This is a genomic window from Microbacterium laevaniformans (assembly GCF_016907555.1).
In the GTDB taxonomy this organism is placed as follows: Bacteria; Actinomycetota; Actinomycetes; order Actinomycetales; family Microbacteriaceae; genus Microbacterium; species Microbacterium laevaniformans.
The window spans coordinates 867,732-883,356 of the sequence record NZ_JAFBCE010000001.1 but is presented as its reverse complement, the minus strand read 5'-3'; the positions used below and the strand labels follow the sequence as shown (position 1 = coordinate 883,356).

The 15,625-nt window shown below is 69.9% G+C and carries 16 protein-coding genes; 15 read left to right on the top strand and 1 reads right to left on the bottom strand.

All coding sequences use genetic code 11. The features are described 5' to 3' along the window. Positions 1-123: 123 nt before the first annotated feature. From JOE53_RS04055 to istB, 8 genes are all read left to right on the top strand, one after another. A complete protein-coding gene (locus tag JOE53_RS04055) occupies positions 124-1,227 on the top strand; it encodes a type IV secretion system protein (RefSeq protein ID WP_231477296.1) in 1,104 nt (367 codons plus the stop codon). Between the two features lie 6 nt (positions 1,228-1,233). Continuing rightward, positions 1,234-2,700, top strand: coding sequence for a PrgI family protein (locus JOE53_RS04050; protein ID WP_204946863.1), 1,467 nt, complete (start codon positions 1,234-1,236; stop codon positions 2,698-2,700). 50 nt (positions 2,701-2,750) lie between these two features. Continuing rightward, positions 2,751-3,548: a hypothetical protein gene (locus JOE53_RS04045; RefSeq protein ID WP_026529671.1), complete on the top strand. Its 798-nt coding sequence runs from the start codon at positions 2,751-2,753 to the stop codon at positions 3,546-3,548. A gap of 41 nt (positions 3,549-3,589) precedes the next feature. Beyond that, positions 3,590-4,057 carry a hypothetical protein gene (locus JOE53_RS04040; RefSeq protein ID WP_204946862.1) on the top strand — a complete coding sequence of 156 codons (468 nt, stop codon included), beginning with the start codon at positions 3,590-3,592 and terminating at the stop codon, positions 4,055-4,057. Further along, positions 4,054-5,538, top strand: a complete 1,485-nt coding sequence (locus JOE53_RS04035) for an ATP-binding protein (RefSeq protein WP_204946861.1) — start codon at positions 4,054-4,056, stop codon at positions 5,536-5,538. The genes JOE53_RS04040 and JOE53_RS04035 overlap by 4 nt, the downstream gene beginning before the upstream one ends. 66 nt (positions 5,539-5,604) lie before the next feature. Then, positions 5,605-5,889, top strand: coding sequence for a hypothetical protein (locus tag JOE53_RS04030; protein ID WP_204946860.1), 285 nt, complete (start codon positions 5,605-5,607; stop codon positions 5,887-5,889). An 18-nt stretch (positions 5,890-5,907) separates the two neighbouring features. Beyond that, positions 5,908-7,116 carry an IS21 family transposase gene (gene istA / locus JOE53_RS04025; protein WP_204946859.1) on the top strand — a complete coding sequence of 403 codons (1,209 nt, stop codon included), beginning with the start codon at positions 5,908-5,910 and terminating at the stop codon, positions 7,114-7,116. Continuing rightward, positions 7,116-7,907, top strand: a complete 792-nt coding sequence (istB, locus tag JOE53_RS04020; protein WP_204946858.1) for an IS21-like element helper ATPase IstB — start codon at positions 7,116-7,118, stop codon at positions 7,905-7,907. The genes istA and istB overlap by 1 nt, the downstream gene beginning before the upstream one ends. 15 nt (positions 7,908-7,922) lie before the next feature. On the opposite strand, the gene JOE53_RS04015 is transcribed toward istB, so the two are convergent. Next, positions 7,923-8,126 carry a hypothetical protein gene (locus JOE53_RS04015; RefSeq protein WP_204946857.1) on the bottom strand — a complete coding sequence of 68 codons (204 nt, stop codon included), beginning with the start codon at positions 8,124-8,126 and terminating at the stop codon, positions 7,923-7,925. Positions 8,127-8,633: 507 nt separating this feature from the next. Here JOE53_RS04015 and JOE53_RS04010 point away from each other — a divergent pair. From JOE53_RS04010 to JOE53_RS03975, 7 genes are read left to right on the top strand one after another with little or no spacing between them, the layout of a single operon-like run. Beyond that, positions 8,634-8,903 carry a DUF6112 family protein gene (locus tag JOE53_RS04010; RefSeq protein WP_062764860.1) on the top strand — a complete coding sequence of 90 codons (270 nt, stop codon included), beginning with the start codon at positions 8,634-8,636 and terminating at the stop codon, positions 8,901-8,903. Between the two features lie 43 nt (positions 8,904-8,946). Then, on the top strand, positions 8,947-10,350 hold the full coding sequence (locus JOE53_RS04005; RefSeq protein WP_204946856.1) for a conjugal transfer protein TrbL: 1,404 nt from the start codon (positions 8,947-8,949) through the stop codon (positions 10,348-10,350). 4 nt (positions 10,351-10,354) lie between these two features. Then, on the top strand, positions 10,355-11,815 hold the full coding sequence (locus tag JOE53_RS04000; protein ID WP_204946855.1) for an SCO6880 family protein: 1,461 nt from the start codon (positions 10,355-10,357) through the stop codon (positions 11,813-11,815). A 41-nt stretch (positions 11,816-11,856) separates the two neighbouring features. Continuing rightward, positions 11,857-13,008: a hypothetical protein gene (locus JOE53_RS14655; RefSeq protein ID WP_233449479.1), complete on the top strand. Its 1,152-nt coding sequence runs from the start codon at positions 11,857-11,859 to the stop codon at positions 13,006-13,008. Then, complete coding sequence (locus JOE53_RS03985; RefSeq protein ID WP_204946854.1) at positions 13,005-14,552, top strand: TraC family protein; 1,548 nt, start codon at positions 13,005-13,007, stop codon at positions 14,550-14,552. Before JOE53_RS14655 ends, JOE53_RS03985 begins: the two co-directional genes overlap by 4 nt. Next, positions 14,552-15,097, top strand: a complete 546-nt coding sequence (locus JOE53_RS03980; protein WP_204946853.1) for a hypothetical protein — start codon at positions 14,552-14,554, stop codon at positions 15,095-15,097. Before JOE53_RS03985 ends, JOE53_RS03980 begins: the two co-directional genes overlap by 1 nt. After that, on the top strand, positions 15,094-15,597 hold the full coding sequence (locus JOE53_RS03975) for a hypothetical protein (RefSeq protein WP_204946852.1): 504 nt from the start codon (positions 15,094-15,096) through the stop codon (positions 15,595-15,597). Before JOE53_RS03980 ends, JOE53_RS03975 begins: the two co-directional genes overlap by 4 nt. The last annotated feature ends 28 nt before the right edge of the window (positions 15,598-15,625 follow it).

Below are 15,625 nucleotides of genomic sequence, written 5' to 3'. Positions count from 1 at the left end.
TCACCCCAACCCCCGACTGTCAACAAGACTCGGGGCAGACCCAGGTATTCGAAGAGGAGGAAGTAGGGCATTGCCAGTGTTCCGACTGCTCCGTACCGGGGATTGCCGAGCATCTTGCGGTGTTTGTGGAGGATCTTCTTCTGCCTGCAACTCATCACCGGGCTGATCCGCCGCGACCCGACCGCGCTGTCCAGAGCCGCGCTCGGCGCGGCGAAATCGGTGCTGGGCGCGTTCGTGGTCGTCACGCTGACCGCGCTCGCACTGGAAATCGTGGACCAGCTCAGCATCGGCATCATCCAGACGTCCGGCGAGACCACCGAGACGATGGGCGACAAGATCATCCTGCTCGCCGCCGGGCTCAGCGGCATCAACATCGCCGCGCCCGGCGTCGGCGCGATCGTCACGATCTTCCTGGCCGGGCTGATGATCGCCGCCGTCGCGATCGTCTGGTTCAGCCTGCTGATCCGCAAGGCGCTGCTGCTGGTCGGCGTGGTGCTGGCACCGATCGCGTTCGCCGGCGCGTCCTGGGACGCCACCAAAGGATGGATCGGGAAATGGGCGGCGTTCGTGATCGCCCTCATCATCAGCAAGCTCGTGCTCGTCGTCATCTTCTTGCTGGCGATCACGCAGATCGCCACCCCGATCGAGCTGGACATCGCCGCCGTCACCGAACCGATCACCGGCATCGTGCTCATGGGCATCGCGGCCTTCGCGCCCTACATGGTCTACCGCTTCGTGTCGTTCGTGGGCTTCGACCTGTACCAGCAGATGGGCACCGAGCAGGAGGCCAAGAACGCGCTCAACCGTCCCGTCCCGATCCCCTCCAAGCCCCAAGGCGGCGGCGAGCCCAAGAAGGTTCTCGAAGACCCCAATGACGGCGCGTCGGACGCAGGATCAGGTGGCACGCCTCCGCCGTCGCCCGCCCCGGCGCAGGCACCTGCCGCGGCCGGCGGTGAAACCGTGGGCGCCGAAGCCGGCGCCTCCGCCGCGGGCGCGGGACCGGCGGCAGCCGTCGTGGTCGGAGCGAAGGTCGCCAAGGATGCCGCCGAGGCCGGGCCGAAGGCCGGGCACGCGGTGGCCGGTCAGGCCGAGACCGCCGCCGACGCCGCAGGCGGGCAGAACGGCGGCACCCCGCCGCCGTCGCAGACGCCCCCGCCGTCCACGCCGCAGCCGAGGACGCCCACGGAGCCGTCCAACCCCACGGCATCGCCGTGGGGCAAGGAGTGACCACCCATGCCCACCACGGACCAGAAGACACCCGGTAGCGAGCTGACGCCGATGAAGTTCAGCCGACTCACCCGCCGAGGGGTGCTGCTCGGCCTCTCGGTCGCGCAGCTCATCACCCTCGGCATCGGCGGCCTGGCGCTGCTGGCCGCGTTCTACGGCGGCGCCGGGATGCTGCTGGTCTACACCGCCCCGGTCTGGCTGCTCGCGGTCGTGCTGACCTGGGTGCCCATCGCTGGGAGGCCGATGGTCGAATGGCTCCCTGTCGCGCTCTGGTGGCTGTGGCGCTCCACCGGCGGGCAACTGCTCTACCGGCGGCGGATCGTCAAGCCCCGCCCTGCCGGAAGTCTCGCGCTGCCCGGTGACATGGCCCGGCTTCGGGAGCACCTGGACCCCGAGACCGGGGCGTGCATGATCCACGACCCCCGCCAGGCAACCTTGACGGTCGTGACGGAAGTGACCCATCCGGCATTCATCCTGCTCGACCCCGGCGAGCAAGAGCGCCGCGTCACCTCCTGGGGGCGAGTGCTCGCCACGGTCTGCCGGTCCGGGCGGATCGCGACCCTGCAAGTGCTCGAACGAACCCTGCCCGACTCCGGTAGCGGGCTGGCCGAGTGGTGGGCCGAGCACGGCACCGACGACGGCTCCTGGGCCGCGACCACCTACCGCGAACTGATCGAGCGGGCCGGCCACGCCGGGGAACGGCACGCCACCACGGTCAGCCTCTCCCTGGACATGAAGGTCGCCTCCCGGCAGATCAGGACCGCCGGCGGCGGCATCCGCGGCGCCGCCGCGGTGCTCCGGCAGGAGATGGCGACGCTGGTCGCCGCGCTGCGTTCGGCGGACTTGACCCCTTCGGGGTGGCTCGGCCCCGGTCAGGTCGCGGTCATCCTCCGCTCGGCGTATGACCCGGCCGTGGCCGCCACCTTGGAGCGCCACGGGCGGCTCGGGCAGGAGCTCGCCGCCGCCGGCCCGGTCGCGGTCACCGAGACCTGGGGCAACCTGCGCACCGACTCCGCCTGGCACACCGTGCTGTGGGTCTCGGAGTGGCCCCGCAGCCTCGTCTATCCGGGGTTCCTCGCGCCGGTGCTGCTCTCCACCGGCATCCAACGGGCTGTGTCGCTGATCTACACCCCGATGCGCTCGGACCAGGCGGCCCGCGACATCCGCAAGAAGAAGGTCGAACACATCTCCGATGCGGCCCAGCGCGCCCGAATCGGGCAGATCGAGGACGCCGCGCAGACCGCCGAATACCAAGACGTTCTCCAGCAGGAAGCCGACCTGACCGCCGGCCACGGGATTCTACGGGTCTCCGGGCTCATCTCCGTCTCCGCCCCCAGCGTCGACGAGCTGGAAGCCGCAGTCGCCGCGATCGAACAAGCCTCGATCCAAGCCTCCTGCGAGACCCGAAGGCTCGTCGGCCAGCAAGCCGTCGCGTTCACGGCGGCCGCGCTGCCGCTGTGCCGCACGGTGTGACCGGCGCGCTCACCTGGCAGGCATCCCACCCTCGTTGAAGGAGGCCCGTGATGCCGACATACACGAACCCGACCAGCGATGCCAGCGATGCCTACGAGGCGTTGCGCGGTCTGGCTCACGCCAGCCGTAGCTTCGAGGACCCGTCCGAGACCTACGTGGTGATCGGTGAGCTGTTGGGCGGGCTGCGATCGCTGCGGCAGGTGCTCGACCAGCTCGCCGCCGCCCATCTGAGCCGGCAGCATCACGTCACCGACGAGTCCCGCGAGTACAGCGGCGGTGCGGCCGAGGCGCTGGCCGCAGCGGATGAGCTGCACCAGGCCGGCACGCTCATCGACCAGGCCGACGACCGCCTGAGCGCGGCCATGACCCACTCGGGCCGGATCGTGTGGAACCCGCAGGACCGGATGGTGGAGCGGTGGGTTGGCGTCGTGTTCCTCCAAGGCGAGGAAACCGACCGGGTGATCGACCTCATCGACGCCCACGGGGTCGAGGCGGGGATCGAGCATCTGTCGGCGTGGGACTACGGCGAGGAGACCACGAACGCCGCCTTGGAGAACGGCGACGTTCACGACACCGCCCCGGTCTATCCCGGTGACCGGCAGGCCGAGACCGGCGACTACGCGATGACCTACAACGCGATGGCCGGGCACGTCGCCCTGTACCGGCGGCACCTGATCCGTGCCGAGGACGCCATCGACAAAGAAGCAGGGGCGCACGTCCCGGCCCGCCGCCCGACGACAGGCCGTGAGCGAGAGACGGCCGGGCGGCGTAGCGCCGTCCGTGACGGGGGCTGGTTCGAGCATCCCGGCGTCGCCGCCGTCAAGCAGGCCCGCGGGCTGTCGCTCTGACATAGCCACCACGGAGACGTGCCGGCGCGCACCTGCCCGCCATGAACAGCGCAGACCCCACCGCTTCGATGTCCCGGCACGTCGGGACGCTCACCTTGACCGTCTGGCCGGACTCGCCGCTGGGCGAGCACCAGCGATATGCCTACCGCATCGAGGACACCGCGACCGGGCAGACGCTCGTCGGCCGGGACCTGTTCACCGGCGCCGGAGCGCCGGTCGCCCCGGACCGCGCGATGCGCGACCTCGCCGCCTTCCTGGCAGCGGCCGGCGACGCCCGCCAGTACGCCATCGACAACCCCGGCAGCAGGCCCGAGCATGAGTGCCTGTTTCCCGGATGGGTCGCGGAGGCCGCTTGCCAGAACGCGGACGCGCTGGCACCGCTCGGCATCGAGGGCCCGCCGCAGCCCAAGCCGGACATGCCACAGCAGCCTCGCCCGGCGCCGGACTCGTCATGGTTCGACCGTCCCGCCGGCGGTTGGGTCTCCGGGACGCGGGGGCGGTCGTTGTGAGCCGGGGCGAGAAGCTGCACACCGCTGTCCTCGTCACTCCCGCCTCGGAGCGGCGCCGGCTGCGCAAGCAGCGGCGGCAAGCCGCCGCCCGCCTCGTCGCCGAGCAGCGTCACGTCGAGAAGGAAGCGGCCCAGGCCAAGGCCGCCGCCGAACGGGCTGAACGCCGTGCCACGGTCTACCTGCCCGCCGCCGGCGAGCCCGGCCCGGCCGCGCTGAGGACACCGGGCCGCTTCCGGGTGGCCCGGCATCAGGACACCAGCGCCGTGCTCGCCGGGCAGTACCCGTTCCTGGCCGAAGCCGGGCTCGGAGCCGCGGGAATCTTCATCGGCCAAGACCTCTACAGCGGCTCCTCGTTCGTGTACGACCCGTGGGAGTTGTACCGCAGGGGCATCATCACCGCGCCGAACCTGATCTTGGCGGGGATCGTCGGCTCCGGGAAATCGTCGCTCGCCAAGAGCCTCTACACCCGCAGTCTGCCCTTCGGGTACCGCGTCTATGTCCCCGGCGACCCCAAAGGCGAGCACTCCGGCGTCGCCGAAGCAGTCGGCGGGAAAGCGATCATCCTCGGGCACGGGATGGGCAACAGGCTCAACCCCTTGGATGAGGGCTACCGGCCCGGCGGCCTGTCCGACCAGGAGTGGGCCACCACCCTCGCCGCGCGACGCCGCGATCTGCTCGGAGCCTTGACGGAGACGGTGCTGGATCGGCGGTTGGCGCCGTTGGAGCACACCGCGATCGACACCGCCCTGGCCGGCGCGGTCCGCGACGCGGACGTGCCGATCCTGCCGATGGTGGTCGACCGGCTGCTGCGCCCCGACCCTGCCGACGACCCGGACGGCCGGCTCACCGAGGACGGCCGCCAGGTCGGCCACGCGCTGCGCCGCCTGGTGGCCGGGGACCTGGCCGGCCTGTTCGACGGGCCGAGCACCGTCAGGTTCGACCCGTCGCTGCCGATGGTCAGCCTCGATCTTTCGCGCGTCACCGAGAACAGCACGTTGATTTCGGTGCTGATGACCTGCTCGTCGGCATGGATGGAAGCCGCCCTGCTCGACCCCAACGGGGGCCGCAGATGGGTCGTCTACGACGAGGCATGGAGGCTCATGTCCCACCCGGCGCTCCTGCGCAGGATGGACGCCCACTGGCGTCTCGCCCGGCACTACGGGCTGGCCAATCTCTTGGTGTTCCACAAGCTCACCGACTTGGAGAACGTCGGCGATGCCGGATCGGCGAACCGGGCGCTGGCGAACAGCCTGCTGGCAAACGCGGAGACGAAGATCGTCTACCGGCAGGAGACCGATCAGCTCGGCCCCACCGCCGTCGCGCTCGGGCTGACCGGCACCGAACGCCGCCTGCTGCCCGGACTCGGCACCGGGCAAGGGCTCTGGCGGATCAAGGACCGGGCCTTCGTCGTGCAGCACCAACTCCACCCCGCCGAGCTCGCCGCGTTCGACACCACCGCCCGCATGACCGGCAAAGGCTAGAGCCGTCGCCCGCGATCGATTCCCATTCTACGCCTGTCCGCATAGCGTCCCGCTTACGCTGGAAGCATGGCTGTGGACCCCGCACTTTCCGAGCTCGCTCGCCCGATTGAGGACGGACAGCCGTGGCCGCGGCCTGCGTGCCCCAAGTGCCAGACCGGATACATCGGATTCTCAGCGCCCACCGAGGATGAAGGACACGATTCAGCTTCCGCGCGCAACCACCCTGCGTTCGAGCCGGAGTGGATTTCCGGCACGTTTGTCGTCCGCGGTCAGTGCGAGAATCCCGAGTGTCGACAGGCTGTGCTGTCGACGGCGCTCGAAAACTGGACAGTAGCGGCGCTTGAAAAGTGAACACTCAACGATTGGAGAGTGATCACTTTGGAGGACTGGGCGTTGATCCGGAGGCTGGCCGGCGAGGGCGTGCCGAACGCGCATATTGCCGAGCGGTTGGGGATCTCGAGGACCACGGTCATCAAGGCGGTGAACTCGGAATCGCCGCCTCACTATGAGCGGACAGCGGCGCCGACGTCGTTCACACCGTTCGAGTCGCGGGTGCGTGCGTTGCTGCTGGAGACGCCGACGATGCCGGCGACGGTGCTCGCGGAGCGGGTCGGGTGGACGGGCTCGATCCGGTGGTTCCGTGACAACGTGAAGCGGTTGCGGCCCGAGCAGCAGCGTCTCGATCCCGCGGATCGGATCACGTGGGCGGCGGGGGACGCGGCGCAGTGCGATTTGTGGTTCCCGCCGAAGAAGATCCCGCTCGAGGACGGGACAGCGAAGCTGTTGCCGGTGCTGGTGATCACCCCGGCGCATTGCCGGTTCACGACGGGAGTGATGATCCCGACTCGGAAGACCGAGGATCTGCTGCTCGGGACCTGGCAGCTGATCGAGCAGCTCGGCCGGGTTCCGCGTCGGCTGATCTGGGACAACGAGCCCGGCATCGGGCGAGGACGCCGTCACGCGGACGGAGTCGACGCGTTCATGGGAACCCTCGCGGCCAAGCTCGTGCTGCTGCCGCCGCGGGATCCGGAATCGAAAGGGATCGTGGAACGCCGCAACGGTTGGTTCGAGACATCGTTCATGCCGGGCCGGTCATTCGCCTCGCCCGCGGACTTCAACGAGCAGTTCACCGACTGGCTCGGAGTCGCCAACCAGCGGAGGGTGCGCACCCTGGCCGCCTCTCCGATCTCGCTGCTGCCTGCGGATCTGGCGGCGATGTTGCCGTTGCCGCCGATCCCGTTGCATCTGGGCTGGCGGAACCGGATCCGGCTCGGCCGCGACTACTACGTCCGCATCGACACGAACGACTACTCCGTCGACCCGCGCGCGATCGGCAGGATCGTCGACGTCACCGCGGACCTGGACCGGGTCCGCGTCCGCCTCGATGGACGGATCATCGCCGACCACACCCGTGTCTGGGCGCGAGGAATGGTGATCACCGACCCCGCGCATCGAGAAGCTGCGGCCGTCCTACGACGCGAGTTCCAGCAGCCGCGACTTGTTCCAGTCGGCGACGATCTGACTCGGGATCTCGCGGACTACGACCGCGCGTTCGGGCTCGTCGAGGGGAGCAACTGATGGCCGGCAAGACCGACGTCGCAAAGCAGATCACCTATCTCGCCGGCGCACTCAAGGCACCCCGGATCACGGAGGCCGCAGCCCGGATGGCGGACCAAGCACGCGACGCCGGTTGGTCGTTCGAGGACTACCTCGCCGCCGTCCTCGAACGCGAAGTGAGCGCTCGCAACGCCTCCGGCGCGGAGCTGCGGATCAAAGCCGCTGGCTTGCCGAGCCGGAAGACGCTCGAGGACTTCGACTGGGACGCGCAACCGGCCACTCGGCAGCAGATCGCCGCGCTCGCTTCAGGAGGGTTCCTCCTCGAAGCGCAGAACGTGGTCCTGCTCGGCCCTCCCGGGACGGGGAAGACGCACCTCGCGACCGCGCTCGGGATCGTCGCTGCCCGCCACGGGCACCGGGTGTTGTTCGCGACTGCGACGGACTGGGTCACCCGCCTCACCGACGCCCACCGGCAAGGCAACCTGCCACGAGAGCTCACCCGGCTTCGCCGTTACGGACTGATCATCGTCGACGAAGTCGGCTACCTCCCGTTCGAACAAGACGCCGCCAACCTCTTCTTCCAGCTGGTCTCGTCACGCTACGAACACGCGTCGCTGATCCTGACCTCGAACCTGCCGTTCTCCAGCTGGGGTGGCGTCTTCGGCGACCAGGCCGTCGCCGCCGCGATGATCGACCGCATCGTTCACCACGCCGACGTCCTCACCCTCAAAGGCGCCAGCTACCGCCTCCGCGGCAGAGGCATCGACAGCCTCCCCAGCATCCGCACCACCACCGACGAAACACCTAGCTAGACTGCCCGCAACCGTTCACTTTTCGAGCGCCGAAAGTGACCAGGATTCACGCGCCGCCGACAGTCCGCGAACACCACTTGCCGTGAAGTACTCAACGATCGATGCGTATGGCATCGTCACGCCCTCCCCGGAAGGCAGCTCTATCCGCTCGTAACGATAGAGGTCGTCTCCATGGCGCCGTTCGCGCGTGTGGTGCGTCTGATACAGGAAGTTCGACATCTCACGGATCTTCACGCGCCAACGAGCGGGAATCCACGGGTCCACGTTTGAACGCTGAAGACCGCGTAGAAGGAGATAGGGCAGGTCGTACCAGCGAAGCCCCTTGCCGATCTCGCGAATCGCTGTCTCACTGGAGGGCTCGTCAGCGACGTCTTCGGTCCCGGTGGCCGCGGCTGCTGGGGGCCATCCTTCTGGGGGGCCTTGTGGCCGTCGCGCTCTCCGTGGCTTCATGCTCTGTCCGAATCTCTCAGTCACCGACTTTCCCATAGTGCAACGGGCACGCCATCACGTGTCACCTCAACACAGCGTGAGAGTGCATGGACCCTGTTCCGCGGCCGCGTCGATGTACTCGCGCCACGCGACGCTCGCATGCCGCCCCGCCTCATCCATCGAGCCACCCCGCGATGCGAGACCACCCACAGAGCGCCCCGGGCGGACGGCGAGAGAGTGGGTGCGCACCTGACTGGGAGAAGCCCACGTCCCCGTGAACAGTCAGGAGCACCCATCGTGATCGACATCGACCCCAACAGCTCGGGCCTTCCCGGCATCGAGCAACTGCGCATCATCGTCGGCGCCGTGATGACCGTCGGCCTCATCCTCTCCGTCCTCGCCCTGATCGTCTCCGCGATCGTGTGGGGCTTCGGCGCGAACTCCTCCAACCCGCACCTCGCCAGTCGCGGGAAGGTCGGCGTCCTCGTGAGCTGCGGGGCGGCGATCATCTGCGGTGCCGCGGTGACCCTCATCAACTTCTTCTGGGGCGTCGGGCAGGCCGTCTGATGACCACCCCAACAACGTCGTACCCGCAGCGGGGGTGGTGGCGGTGAGCATCTGCGATGTCCCGGTCATCTCCAACGTGTGCGACGCGGTCGGCGAGGCGACGGCGACGCTCATCTCTGCCCCGTTCGACTGGCTCGGCCAGGCGATGGCCGGGGCTGCGGCGTGGCTGTTCGAGGCTGTGTGGTGGGTGTTCGACACCACCACCCTCGTCGATGTCACCAGCCCGGAGTACGTCGGCGTTTACAACGTGCTGTTCGGCGTGGCGATCTTCGTGATGCTGGTGTTCTTTTGCCTCCAGCTCATCACGGGCCTCATCCACCGCGACCCCACCGCCCTCAGCCGTGCCGCACTCGGCTTGGCGAAGAGCGTGCTCGGGTCGTTCCTGGTCATCACGCTCACCGCGCTGCTGCTGGAAATCACCGACCAGCTCGCGGTCGGGATCGTGCAGGCCACCGGGAACACGATGGAAGGGATGGGGACCCAGATCGGGCTCCTCGCCACCGGGCTGGCCGGGATCAACATCGCCGCCCCTGGTGTCGGCGCGATCCTGACCATCTTCCTCGCCGGCCTCGCCATCAGCGCGGCCGCGATCGTGTGGTTCTCCCTGCTGATCCGCAAAGCCCTCCTGCTCGTCGCGATCGTCTTCGGCCCCATCGCCCTCGCCGGGGCCACGTGGGATGCGACCAAGGGCTGGTTCGCCAAGTGGGCGGCGTTCGTGATCGCGCTGATCTTCTCCAAGCTCGTGCTCGTCGTGATCTTCCTCGTCGCTATCGGCCAGGTATCCGCACCGATCGTCGCGGACCTTGCCTCCATCTCGGACCCGATCGCTGGGGTCGTGCTGATGTTCATCGCCGCGTTCGCGCCCTACATCACCTACAAGTTCATGTCCTTCGTCGGGTTCGACATGTACCACGCGATGAGCAGCGAGCAGGAGGCGAAGTCGGCGCTGAACCGGCCCGTCCCGGTTCCCGCATCGCCGACGGGCGACAGTACCAAGAAGGTGCTCGATGGCAGCGGCGGTGACACCAGCGGCAAGCCCACCGGCGGCGGTAGTGGCGGAGGCGGCGGATCGACGCCGCTATCCTCCGGCGCCCCGGCGGCAACGGCCGGAACCGCAACGCCTGCCGCAACGGGCGGAGCCGGTGCCGGGGCGGGAGCCGGGGCCAGCGCGGGTGCAGGTGCGGCGGCGGGCCCGGTTGGGGCGGCGGTTGTCGTCGGCGGTGCGGTGGTCAAGGGCGCAGCGACCGCAGGGCCCAAAGCCGGCGTCGCGGTCGGCGGTGCCGCTGAGGGCCATGCCGGGGCGGCGACCGAACAGGCATCCCCGCCGCCGGTGCCGCCCGCGCAGGCGAACTCGGCACCGATCACCCCGCCACCGTCCGCCCCGGCGGTGCCGCGGCGATCGCAGCCGGCACCGCCGCCGTCCTCGAAGCCGTCCGGGAAGGAATGAGCCAATGGTCAGCCACACCACGAACGAGTACCCGCTGGGGGCGGTGCAGTTCTCCCGCCTCACCCGGCGTGGCATCCTCCTGGGGCTGTCGCTGCCGCAGCTCATCGTCCTCGGCATCGCGATCCTCACCGTCGTCACCGCCCTCTACATCGCCGGCGGCATGGGCCTGGCCTGGACCTCCCCGGTCTGGGCTGGTGCCGCGCTGCTCGCGGTCATCCCCGCGGGCGGGCGGAAGGTCATCGAGTGGGTGCCGGTCCTCACCCGCTGGGCCGCCCGCACCCACCTCGGCGAGCTCATCTACCGCCGACGCATCACCAAGCCCCGCCCCGCCGGCACCCTCGCCCTTCCTGGCGATGCCGCGCCGTTGCGGGAATGGGAGGACCCGGAGACGGGCGCGGCGATGATCCACGACCCCCACGCCCAGACCCTCACCGTGATCCTCGGCGTCTCCCACTCAGCATTCGTGCTCCTCGATCCCGGCGAGCAGCAACGCCGCGTCGCAGGGTGGGGCCGCGTGCTGGCCGCCGCCTGCCGGTCCGGGCGGATCGCCCGCATCCAAGTCAGCGAGCGGACCCTCCCGGACTCGGGGACGGGGTTGGCGGAGTGGTGGACCACGCACGGCACCGACGACGGCTCCTGGGCCTCCACCACCTACAGAGAGCTGATCGACCGTGCCGGGCCTGCCGGGGAGCGGCACGCGACCATGATCAGCCTCGCCCTGGACATGCGCGCCGCCAGCCGGCAGATCAGAACCGCAGGCGGCGGGATACGGGGAGCCGCGGCGGTGCTGCGGCAGGAGATGACCACCCTCACCACAGCGCTGCGTGCCGCCGAGCTCACCGGCACCGGGTGGCTGACCCCGGGCGAGGTCGCCGTGATCCTCCGCGGAGCGTACGACCCGGCGGCCGCTCCCGCGCTGGAGCGTCACGGCGACCTCGGCCGCGACCTCGCCACCGCCGGCCCGGTCGCGGTCACCGAGACGTGGGACCGGTTGCGCTCCGACAGCGCCTTCCATGCGGTGCTGTGGGTCATCGAATGGCCCCGCTCGCAGGTGTATCCGGGGTTCCTTGCACCGCTCGTGCTCTCTAACGGCATTCTCCGCACGTTGTCGCTGCACTACACCCCGGTGCGTGCCGACCAGGCCGCACGGGACCTGCGGAAGAAGAAGACCGAACTCATCTCCGATGCCGCCCAACGCCGCAAGATCGGCCAGATCGAAGACGCCTCCTCCACCGCCGAGCTCGATGACGTGCTGCAACAGGAAGCGGACCTGACCGCCGGGCACGGCGTCCTCCGCGTCTCAGGCCTTGTCTCCGTCTCCGCGCCCACCGTGGAGGAGCTGGACGCGGCGGTCGCGGCGGTCGAACAGGCCGCGATCCAAGCGAGCTGCGAGACCCGCCGCCTCGTCGGGCAGCAGGCCCAGGCGTTCACCGCCGCCGCCCTGCCCCTGTGCCGTCCGGTCTGACCCACACCCTGTCAACCACATTTCTTGTGAGGAGCCCGATCATGCCGACCTTCGACAACCCCGTGACCGACGCCGCGGAGGCATCCGCCGCGCTGCGCGGTCTCGCCCACGCCACCCGCACGTTCGAGGACCCCGCCGACACCTATACGGTGCTCGGCGACCTGCTCGCCGGGGTCAGATCGCTACGTCAAGTGTTCGACCAGCTCGCCGCCGCCCACATCACCGCGCGTTCCCGCGCCCATGACGACGCCGGCACTCAGGCGTCCGGGGCGACCGCGGCCCTCGCTGCCGCGGACGAGCTGCACCAGGCCGGCACGCTGCTGGATGCCGTGCACGATCGGGTGGACGCCGCGATGAGCCAGTCCGGGCGGATCGCCTGGCACCCCGAACCTGCACCCCCGGACCCTGCCGCACGCGCGAGCGTGGAGTCCGGGGAGCTGCGGCTGACGGTGTGGCCGGACACCCCGTTGGGTGAGCACCAGCGCTACGCCTACCGCATCGAGCACCCCGCCACCGGGCAGAGCGTGGAGGGCCGGGACCTGTTCACCGGGGCCGGCGCGCCCGTCTCACCCGCACGAGCAGTCCGCGAGCTCGCTGTGTTCCTCGCAGCGGCAGGCGAGGCCCGCCAGTTCGCGATCGACAATCCCGGCCAGCACACCGACAACGAGGGCGCGTTCCCCGAATGGGTGACCGACACCGCCCGCCAGCACCAGGACGAGCTCGCGATGCTGATCGACCGCGACCCCGACCTCGTAGAACAAGCAAGCCGCCGGTGGATCAGTGTCGTGTTCCTCCAAGGCGATGAGGCTGACAAGGTGCTCGACATCATCGACCACGACGGCACCGATGCCGCGATCGACCACCTCGCCGGATACGACTTCGGTGAGGAGACCACGCAGGCTGCGCTCGAGAACGGGTACGTCTACGATCAGCCCCCGACCGGCGCCCTGGACCGCACCGCGACCAAGGACGACTACACCCTCACCTACAGCCCCTTCCTCGGCCACGTCTCCCTGCTCCGCACCCACGACACCACCCCCGACCCGACCCTCCGGCACGCCGTCACGCCCGACCCCGCGCGGCGCACCGTCGAACGGGAGCCGGCGCGGGCAGGGCGCCGTGCGGAGGGAACGGACTGGTTCGCCCGCAGGCCCGGCGCATCCGCATTGACGGGGCGGGGGCTGGGACTGTGAGCGGGCGGGAGGAGGGCCGTTTGCACACTGCGGTGCTGGTCGGCCCGGAGGGCGAGCGTCGCAAGCATCGCAAGGCCCGCCGGAAGGCCGCGACCCGGATCGAGACCACCGCCCGCGACACTCGGAAGGCCGACGCGAAAGCGAAGTGGGAAGCCGAGCAGGCGGAGAAGCGCGCGACAACCTACCTGCCCGCCGCCGGGGAACCCGGACCCAGAGCGCTGCGGACCCCCGGCAGGTTGCGGCTCCCGAAGCACCAGGACACCTCCGCAACGTTGGCCGGGCAGTACCCGTTCCTCGCCGAAGGGGGCCTCGGCTCGGCGGGGGTGTTCGTCGGCCAGGACCTCTACTCCGGCGGGTCGTTCGTGTACGACCCGTGGGTGCTGTACCAGCGGGGTCTCATCACCGCCCCCAACGTCGTGCTGGCCGGCATCGTCGGCTCCGGTAAGTCCTCGCTCGCCAAGTCCCTCTATACCCGCTCTCTGCCGTTCGGCCGCCGCGTCTACGTCCCCGGCGACCCCAAGGGTGAGCACACCGCCGTCGCCGAGGCAGTCGGAGGGCGGGCGATCGTCCTCGGCCACGGCCTGTCCAACCGGCTCAACCCGCTCGATGAGGGCCACCGGCCCTCCACCGTGTCGGATGCGGAGTGGGCGATACAGGTCGCCTCCCGCCGCCGCGACCTGATCGGTGCCCTCGCAGAGACGGTGCTGGATCGGGTGTTGTCGCCGTTGGAGCACACCGCGATCGACCTCGCCCTCCGCGACGCCGTGCGGTCGGCGGAGGTGCCGATCCTGCCGATGGTCGTCGACCGCATCCTCACCCCCAACCCCGACGACGACCCCGACGGGCGCCTCGCGGAGGACGGACGGCTGGTCGGCCACGCGCTGCGCCGTCTGGTCGCCGGCGACCTCCAAGGACTCTTCGACGGGCCCTCCACCGTCCGGTTCGATCCGTCGCTGCCGATGGTGTCGCTGGACCTGTCCCGTGTGGCCGAGAACTCGACGCTCATCTCGGTGCTGATGACCTGCTCCTCGGCATGGATGGAGTCGGCGCTGTCGGACCCGAACGGCGGGCAACGCTGGGTGATCTACGACGAGGCCTGGCGACTCATGGCCTACCCGAGTCTGTTGCGCCGCATGGACGCCCAATGGCGGCTCGCCCGCCACTTCGGGATCGCGAACATGCTGATCTTCCACAAGCTCTCCGACCTGGACAATGTCGGCGACCAGGGTTCCGCCATGCGTGCCCTCGCCTCGTCCCTGTTGGCGAACGCGGAGACCCGGATTGTGTATCGGCAGGAGGCCGATCAGCTCGGCTCCACCGCCCTCGCGCTCGGCTTGACCGGCACCGAACAGAAGCTCCTCCCAGGGCTCGGCACGGGGCAGGGACTGTGGCGGATCAAGGACCGCTCCTTCGTCGTCCAGCACCAGCTCCACCCCGCCGAGCTGACCGCGTTCGACACCACCACCCGCATGACCGCGGAAACCCGCAGGTTCAGCAATCCCGACGCTGCTTCGGGAATCGTGAACGATCGGCAGGAATCCTGATGGCCCGCCCCCGTTACAAGCGCACCGGCCCCGAGCCTGAACCCCGAGACGAGCCCGTCCCGGTCTCGCTCCCGCACGTCGTCATGGACATCGCCCCGGACGGGCGGATGACCGTCACCGTCGACGGGACACCCTACGAGCCGGAGCCGTTCGCCCTGGCGTGGCGGCGGGAAGACTTCGCCCGCGTCCTGGACCAGCTCACCGCCCAGCACCGTTCGCCGCTGCGAGTCGAGGTGCATGAGGCGGACGGGACGACGTTCACCGACATCATCACCCCCAGCACACGCCGCCGCCCCCAACCAGAGCCCGCACCGCCCCCGCCACCGTCGCGACAGGTGATGCCGGAGCTCGTCACGCTCCACGGGGAGGGGTTCGTGCCCGGCGAGGACGTGGGAATCGCGATCGTGATCGCGCACGGCGACGCCGCCCCTGACGGCACCATACGCGCCCTCCTCACCGCCGAACAAGCCAACGCAAGCCCGACCCGCGAAATCGTCCTGCTCGGCCGCATCTCGGGAACCCTCACCATCGGACACCCCGAATGAGCACCCCACGCCCCGCCGGGTCACTCGGTGACGAGCTCAGCAACCTCGGCATCGGCATCCTCATCGCAGCCGCGCTGATGGCCGGCATCCTGCGCGCGGCCGGATCGGTCGCCGCCTGGATCACCGGCACCGCCCAGCCCGCAGGCGGCATCGAGGCGGGCCTGGGGGTACTGCTGAACCCCGCAGACCCGGCAGCCGCGCTCGACGCAGAAGGGCTGCACGTCGTGGCGTACTGGATCACCGCGGGCCTGCTGATCCTTGCTGCCGGGGCGGGCGGCTGGTGGGGGTGGCGGCTCTTCCGCGAGCACGGCCGCCAGGTGAAGGCCGACCCGTACCGCATTGCCGGGATCGCCACCAAGGGTGAGGTCGCCCGGGCCGCCTCCGAACCCGCACTGCTACGCCGCGCCGGACACCTGCGCCCGTCCCTCGACAAGCCCGCACCGCAGGATGTCGGATACCGCATCGGCGCCTCCCGCGGGCGCGGGGGGCTTGACCCCTGATCTTGGACACGCTGATTCCAGCACGATG